General features: G+C 69.9%; 6 protein-coding genes. 5 read left to right on the top strand and 1 reads right to left on the bottom strand.

All coding sequences use genetic code 11. The features are described from left to right. Positions 1–147 precede the first annotated feature (147 nt). Entirely contained in the window at positions 148–1,500 is a 1,353-nt protein-coding gene (locus ABTZ89_RS33095) for an acetyl-CoA carboxylase biotin carboxylase subunit (protein ID WP_351052206.1), read from the top strand. Between the two features lie 42 nt (positions 1,501–1,542). Here ABTZ89_RS33095 and rfbB read toward each other — a convergent pair whose 3' ends face one another. After that, a complete protein-coding gene (gene rfbB / locus ABTZ89_RS33090) occupies positions 1,543–2,511 on the bottom strand; it encodes a dTDP-glucose 4,6-dehydratase (protein ID WP_351052204.1) in 969 nt (322 codons plus the stop codon). A 200-nt stretch (positions 2,512–2,711) separates the two neighbouring features. On the opposite strand from rfbB, the gene ABTZ89_RS33085 reads away from it, so the two are divergent. The 4 genes from ABTZ89_RS33085 to rfbH form a co-directional block, all read left to right on the top strand. Continuing rightward, complete coding sequence (locus ABTZ89_RS33085) at positions 2,712–4,034, top strand: NDP-hexose 2,3-dehydratase family protein (RefSeq protein WP_351052201.1); 1,323 nt, start codon at positions 2,712–2,714, stop codon at positions 4,032–4,034. A gap of 253 nt (positions 4,035–4,287) precedes the next feature. After that, a complete protein-coding gene (locus ABTZ89_RS33080) occupies positions 4,288–4,791 on the top strand; it encodes a flavin reductase family protein (protein ID WP_270947285.1) in 504 nt (167 codons plus the stop codon). A gap of 29 nt (positions 4,792–4,820) precedes the next feature. Further along, a complete protein-coding gene (locus ABTZ89_RS33075) occupies positions 4,821–5,792 on the top strand; it encodes a Gfo/Idh/MocA family protein (protein WP_351052198.1) in 972 nt (323 codons plus the stop codon). A 68-nt stretch (positions 5,793–5,860) separates the two neighbouring features. Next, positions 5,861–6,986: lipopolysaccharide biosynthesis protein RfbH (gene rfbH / locus ABTZ89_RS33070; protein WP_351052195.1), on the top strand; the 1,126-nt coding region annotated here is incomplete at its 3' end.

Below are 6,986 nucleotides of genomic sequence, written 5' to 3'. Positions count from 1 at the left end.
GACGCGCTGTGCGCCGGCTTGGCCGATCTCGCCGGGCAGGACGGCGGCGAGCTGGTGGAACACCGCTACCGGAGGTTCCGGCGACTCGGCCCGCTGACGCCCCTGGACGCCGGATGAGCGTTCAACCTCAATGGATCGGAGAGCGCGATGTTCGAGAAGGTACTGGTCGCCAACCGGGGCGAGATCGCGCTGCGCGTCATCCGCAGCTGCGACGAACTGGGCATCCGCACCGTCGCCGTGCACTCCACAGTGGACCGCGATTCGGCCCCGGTGCGCGCCGCGGACGAGTCGGTGCAGATCGGTCCGCCGTCGCCGACCCGCAGCTACCTCAACGCGGCGGCGGTGCTGGAAGCCGCAGCGCGCACGGGTGCCGAAGCGATCCACCCCGGCTACGGCTTCCTGTCCGAGGACGCCTTCTTCGCCGATGCCTGCGAGAACGCCGGGATCACGCTGATCGGCCCGCCCGCCGCGGTGATGGCGCGCCTCGGTGACAAGACGTCGGCGCGCGCGACCATGGTGCAGGCGGGGCTTCCGCTGCTGCCGGGCAGCGTTGACCCGCTCACCCCCGAAGACGCGCTGGAACTCGCGAACAGCATCGGATATCCGGTCATCGTCAAGGCTGCGGCCGGTGGTGGCGGGCGCGGGATGCGGATCGTCCGGTACAGCGAGGACTTCGCCGAGGCCTACCGGCAGACGCAGGCCACCGCGCAGCTGCTGTTCGGCGACGGCCGGGTCTACGTGGAGAAGTACCTGGAGCGGGCGAGGCACGTCGAGGTCCAGGTGCTGGCCGACGGCCACGGCCGCGTGATCCACCTCGGCGAGCGGGACTGCACGATGCAGCGCAGGCACCAGAAGCTGGTGGAGGAGACGCCGGCGCCGCGCCTGCCCGACGGCCTCGCCGAGCGCATCTGCGCCGCAGCCGTCACCGGTGCCCGGGCTGCGGGCTACGTCGGTGCCGGCACGTTCGAGTTCCTGGTCCAGGACGGCGACTTCTACTTCATGGAGGTCAACTGCCGGATCCAGGTCGAGCACCCGGTCACCGAGGTGGTCACCGGCATCGACCTGGTCCGCGAGCAGATCAGGATCGCGGCCGGCCACGCGCTGGAGCTCGGCCAGGACGAGGTGCAGCGCCGCGGTGTGGCCATCGAGTGCCGCATCAACGCCGAGGACCCGGCGGCCGACTTCATGCCGACACCCGGGCTGCTGCGCGAATTCGTCCCGTCCGGCGGGCCGTTCGTCCGCGTGGACACCCACGCGCACGCCGGTTACGAGGTGCCGCCCAACTACGACTCGCTGCTGGCGAAGCTCGTGGTGTGGGGCCGTGACCGGGAGGAGGCCATCGGCCGGATGCGCCGGGCCATCGGGGAGTTCCGGATCGAGGGCGACCGGGTGCGCACGACCGGCGACTTCCTGCGCCGGATCATCGACGACGAACGCTTCCGCAAGGCCGAGCACACCACCCGCCTCGCCGAAGAGCTCGCCCGAGCGGCGACCAGCTGAGCGCAGAGCCCCTCCGATCCCGCGATCGGAGGGGCTCTGCGCTCAGCGGTTCTCGTTGCTGGACCAGTGATCCGGATTCGCCCGGTACCACTCGACGACCTGGGCCAAGCCCTCCTCGAAGTTCCAGCGCGGGGCGAACCCGAGCTCGGCGCGGATCTTCGAGTCGTCGATCGAGTAGCGCAGGTCGTGCCCCTTGCGGTCCTCGACGTGGTGCAGCAGGCTCCGGTCGGCGCCGCACAGCTCCAGCAGCTTCTCGGTGATCTGCAGGTTCGTGCGCTCGGTTCCCCCGCCGACGTTGTAGATCTCGCCGGCCCGGCCCTTGGTGAGCACGAGGTGGATGGCGGTGCAGTGGTCCTCCACGTGCAGCCACTCCCGCACGTTGCGGCCGTCGCCGTACAGCGGGACGGGCCTTCCCCTGAGCAGGTTCGTGGTGAACAGCGGGATCAGCTTCTCGACGTGCTGGTACGGGCCGTAGTTGTTGCTGCACCGCGTGATCCGCACGTCCAGCCCGTGGGTCCGCCAGTAGGAGCGCGCGATCAGGTCGCTGCCCGCCTTGGACGCCGCGTACGGCGAGTTCGGCAGCAGCGGCTCCTCCTCGGTCCACGAACCCCGCGGGATGGAGCCGTACACCTCGTCGGTGGAGACGTGCACGACGGTCCGGACCCCGGAGTGGAGGCAGCAGTCCAGCAGCGTCTGGGTGCCTAGCACGTTGGTGCGCACGAAATCCGCTGCCGCGGTCAACGACCTGTCCACATGGGACTCGGCGGCGAAGTGGACGACCGCGTCGTGGCCGGGCAAGGTGCGCAGGAGCAGCTCCTGATCGCAGACGTCGCCCCGCACGAAGGTCAGCCGCGGGTCGCCCATCGGCAGGTTCGCCGTGCTCCCCGCGTAGGTCAGCTTGTCGACGACGGTCACCCCGGCGCCTTCGCAGCCGGGGTGGTCATCGGCCAGCACGGACCGGACGTACTGGGAACCGATGAAACCCGCCCCGCCGGTGACGAGGATCTTCATTGTCCGCCCCTTTCCAGGCATGGCGCTCGCTGCCAGGCGGATGCTGCCGGGGTCGGATCGAGACCCGGTGGAGCTCGTGCCGTCCACCGTCCCTCGAGCGGGACTTCCGCTCGCTTCGAGCGCGGTGCCGCACCCTCGGTGCAGTCCTGGCGCAGGAGAGGGACCGATCGGAATGAAGCGAACCTGAGCAGGGAGGCACCGTGTTCCGGGATATCTCGGCGTTCCACGACTGGTTCGCCGACCGCAGCCGGGCGAACGCCTACCGCGTCGCCCGCACCCCGCTGGACCAGCTCGACGGATGGCACTTCGACGCCGACACCAACCTCGTGCACCGCAGCGGGCGGTTCTACTCCATCGAGGGGCTGGAGGTCGTCACCGACCACCGCGAGGTGGAGTCCTGGACGCAACCGATCATCCGGCAACCGGAGATCGGCATCCTCGGCATCCTGGTCAAGGAGTTCGACGGCGTTCCGCACTGCCTGATGCAGGCGAAGATGGAACCCGGCAACATCAACATGATCCAGCTCTCGCCGACGGTGCAGGCGACCCGGAGCAACTACATGCGGGTCCACCAAGGCAACGCGGTGCCGTACCTGGAGTACTTCGTCGCCCCGCGCCGGGGCCGGGTGGTCTTCGACGCGCTGCAGTCCGAGCAGGGATCCTGGTTCCTCAACAAGCGCAACCGGAACATGATCGTCGAGGTCGCCGACGAGGTCGAGCTGCTCGAGGACTTCTGCTGGCTGACCTTCGACCAGCTCGGCGAACTGCTGCGCGAGGACAACCTGGTGAACATGGACTCCCGGACCGTGCTGTCCGGGCTCCCGTTCCTGTCCTGGCCCGGTGGTTCTCCCGGTCTGGACGGCCGGGCCGCCCACCCCGCCGAGGAACTGCTGAGCTGGTTCACCGAAGCCCGCTCCCGGTACCGGCTGGACCGGCGGGTGCTGCCGCTGGCGCAGGTGGGCGGCTGGGTCCGCGACGCCGAGGTGATCCGCCACGAGAGCAACCGGTACTTCACCGTGGTCGGGGTCGACGTGCAGGCCAGCAACCGCGAGGTGTCGAGCTGGTCGCAGCCGATGATCAAGCCCAGCGACCGGGGGGTCATCGCGTTCCTGAGCCGCTGGATCGACGGCGTCTTCCACGTCCTGGTACAGGCCCGCACCGAGGCCGGCACCTCCGACGTCGTCGAGATGTCGCCCACGGTCAACTGCATCCCGTCGAACTACCGCGGCTCACCGGTCGCCCAGCGGCCCCGCTACCTCGACCAGGTCCTGATGGCACCGGCCTCGTCGGTGCTGCTCGACGTGGTGCACTCGGAGGAGGGCGGCCGGTTCTACCACGCGGAGAACCGCTACCTCGTGGTCGAAACCGACGAGGCGTTCCCGGCCGAGGTGCCCGAGGACTTCGTGTGGATGACCCCGGAGCAGCTGGTCGGCTTCGTCCGCTACGGCAACTACGTCAACGTAGCCGCGAGATGCCTGCTCACCTGCATGAACGTAGGCCATCGAGTACCAGAACCGGTTTAGAACCTGTCTGAAGCTCTCGTTTTGCGTGGCGGTGCGGGTGGCGGAACCTCAGCGCCCGCCTGGACTCCGGGTGCCAACCCTTATGTATGCCAATACACGGCGGGTTGGCCGTCCTCGCCAGGCGAACGCTGAGAACCCGCGGCGGTGCAAGCGCCGAGGGTGGGCTAAACGCCTCCGGCGTTTCAAAGACAAGACCAGAAATCCAGGATCGAAGACCGGCCCGAGCGTGATTCGCGCGCAGAGGAGGCATCTGTTGAGTGAGCCGAACGACGGGACGCCGGTGGTCGGCGCCGACCGGCTCCGCCAGGCGATGGCCCGGTTCCCGACCGGGGTCACCATCACCACCACGCTCGACAAAGCGGGAGAGCCGCAGGGTTTCACCGCGGGCTCGCTGGTGTCGGTGTCCCTGGACCCGCCGCTGATCTCGGTGTGCGTGGCGTACGGGGCGAACTGCTACCAGGCCTTCGCCGACTGCGACTCGTTCGCGGTGAGCGTGCTGCGCCACGACCAGGGGGAGCTCGCCCGCACGTTCGCCAGCAAGGGCGCGGACAAGTTCGCCGCGGACGGGCTCACCACGAGCGCCGGTGGGCTTCCGGTCGTGGAGGGAGCGGTGGTCGCCCTGGAGTGCGACGTCCACGGCCGGCACGCCGCCGGTGATCACGTGATCCTGGTCGGCCTCGTGCGCGCGGTGGACCTCGCCGACGGGGACCAGCTGCTCTTCGCCGACCGGCTCTTCTCGCGGCTGAGCCGGTCGTGACCGCACCCCGCCGGACCGAGGAGGACGAAGTGCCCGTCGATCAGCCCACGATCTCCCTCGGCCTGCTCGGATGCGCCGACATCGCCACCCGGCGGTTGCTGCCCGCGTTCGCGGCGGCACCTGGTGTCCGGATCGCCGCGGTGGCCAGCCGCTCGCGGGCGAAGGCGGAACGGGTCGCCGACCTCTTCGGCGCAGAACCGGTCGAGGGCTACTCGCGCTTGCTCGACCGGGCCGACGTCGACGCCGTGTACGTCCCGCTGCCGCCCGGCTTGCACTCGGAATGGGTCGGCCGCGCGTTGCGCGCGGGCAAGCACGTGCTCTGCGAGAAACCGCTCACCACCTCCTCGCAGTCCACTGAGGACCTGCTCGCGCTGGCCCGGGCTCGCGGGCTCGTGCTGATGGAGAACTTCATGTTCCCGCACCACGGACAGCACGCCCGGGTGCGGGAACTGGTCGCAGGCGGAGCGATCGGGACGCTGCACGCCTTCTCCGCCGCCTTCGCGATCCCGCGCAGGCCGGACGACGACATCCGCTACCAAGCTCCGCTCGGCGGAGGTGCGCTGATCGACGTCGGCGGCTATCCGATCGCCGCAGCCGAGTTCTTCCTCGGCGGTGGCCTGCGGGTCGTCGGAGCGCACCTCCGCCACGACGACGAACTCGGCGTCGACCTGGCCGGCAGCGCGCTGCTGCGCACCCCGGACGGGATCAGCGCCACCCTCACCTTCGGGCTCGACCACTTCTACGGATCCCGCTACGAGCTGTGGGGCAGCGCGGGGCGGATCTCGGTCGACCACGTCTTCACCACGCCGGCCACCCACCGGCCGGTGGTGCGCATCGACCGCGCCGAGCGCGAAGAACTGGTGCTCCCGGCCGATGACCAGGTCGCCAACAGCGTCGCGGCGTTCCTGCAGGCGGTGCGGGACGGCGTGGAGCACGGCGTCGCGGCCACCCGGACCAGGGCCGCGCTGATGGCGGACGTCCGACGGCTGGCGGCGAGCTAGGCCCAGCAGGATCCGAGCCGGTCCACCGGTGACGGCGCAGGAACACGGGAAACAGGAGGCGACAGGACATGGCTGACGACAAGACCCGGATCTTGGACCAGGTTCGCGAATACCACCGCAGCAGAGCCGGCGGCGAATTCGTCCCCGGCGTGACCCCGGTGCTGGCCTCCGGAGCCGCGCTGGACGAGGACGACCGGGTGGCGCTGGTCGAGGCGGCGCTGGAGATGCGGATCGCCGCCGGCGTCAGCTCGCGCCGCTTCGAGCGCGAGTTCGCCCGGATGTTCACCCTGCGCAAAGCGCACCTGACGAACTCGGGCTCGTCGGCGAACCTGCTCGCGCTCAGCGCCCTGACCTCGCCCCAGCTGGAGGACTCGCGCCTGGTGCCGGGCGACGAGGTGATCACCGTGGCGGCCGGGTTCCCGACCACCGTGAACCCGATCATCCACAACGGACTCGTCCCGGTCTTCGTCGACGTGGAGCTGGGCACCTACAACACCACCCCGGAACGCGTCGCCGCCGCGATCGGCCCGCGCACCAAGGCCATCATGATGGCGCACTCGCTGGGAAACCCGTTCGCGGTGGCCGAGATCGCCGAACTCGCCGAGCAGCACGGCCTGCTGCTGGTCGAGGACAACTGCGACGCGGTCGGCTCGACCTACCGGGGGCAGCTGACCGGTACGTTCGGCGACCTGGCCACGGTCAGCTTCTACCCCGCGCACCACATCACGATGGGCGAGGGCGGCTGCGTGCTCACCGACAACCTGGCGCTGGCGCGGATCGTGGAGTCGCTGCGCGACTGGGGCCGGGACTGCTGGTGCGAGCCGGGGGAGGACAACCGCTGCTTCAAGCGGTTCGACCAGCAGCTGGGCGATCTGCCGCACGGCTACGACCACAAGTACATCTTCTCCCACGTCGGCTACAACCTGAAGTCCACCGACCTGCAGGCCGCGCTGGGCCTGACCCAGCTCAGCCGCATCGAGGAGTTCGGCGACGCCCGCCGCCGCAACTGGCGGCGGATGCGGGAGGCGCTGGACGGACTGCCCGGTCTCCTGCTGCCCGAGCCGACCCCGGACAGCGACCCCAGCTGGTTCGGATTCGTCCTCACCGTCCTGCCCGACGCCACCTACGACCGCCGGGACCTGGTGGCCTTCCTGGAATCCCGCCGGATCGCCACCAGCACGTCGACCTGCGACA

The sequence above is a fragment of the Saccharopolyspora sp. NPDC002686 genome (assembly GCF_040295745.1).
Lineage (GTDB): Bacteria > Actinomycetota > Actinomycetes > Mycobacteriales > Pseudonocardiaceae > Saccharopolyspora > Saccharopolyspora oryzae.
Note: the sequence above shows the minus strand (reverse complement) of the source record. Positions and strands in the feature narration are given on the sequence as shown.

What these genes read in the sequence shown, in the direction of transcription:
- rfbB (WP_351052204.1), bottom strand. Translation starts at nt 2,511, where the DNA reads ATGAAGATCCTCGTCACCGGCGGGGCGGGTTTCATCGGTTCCCAGTAC.
- ABTZ89_RS33095 (WP_351052206.1), top strand. Translation starts at nt 148, where the DNA reads ATGTTCGAGAAGGTACTGGTCGCCAACCGGGGCGAGATCGCGCTGCGC.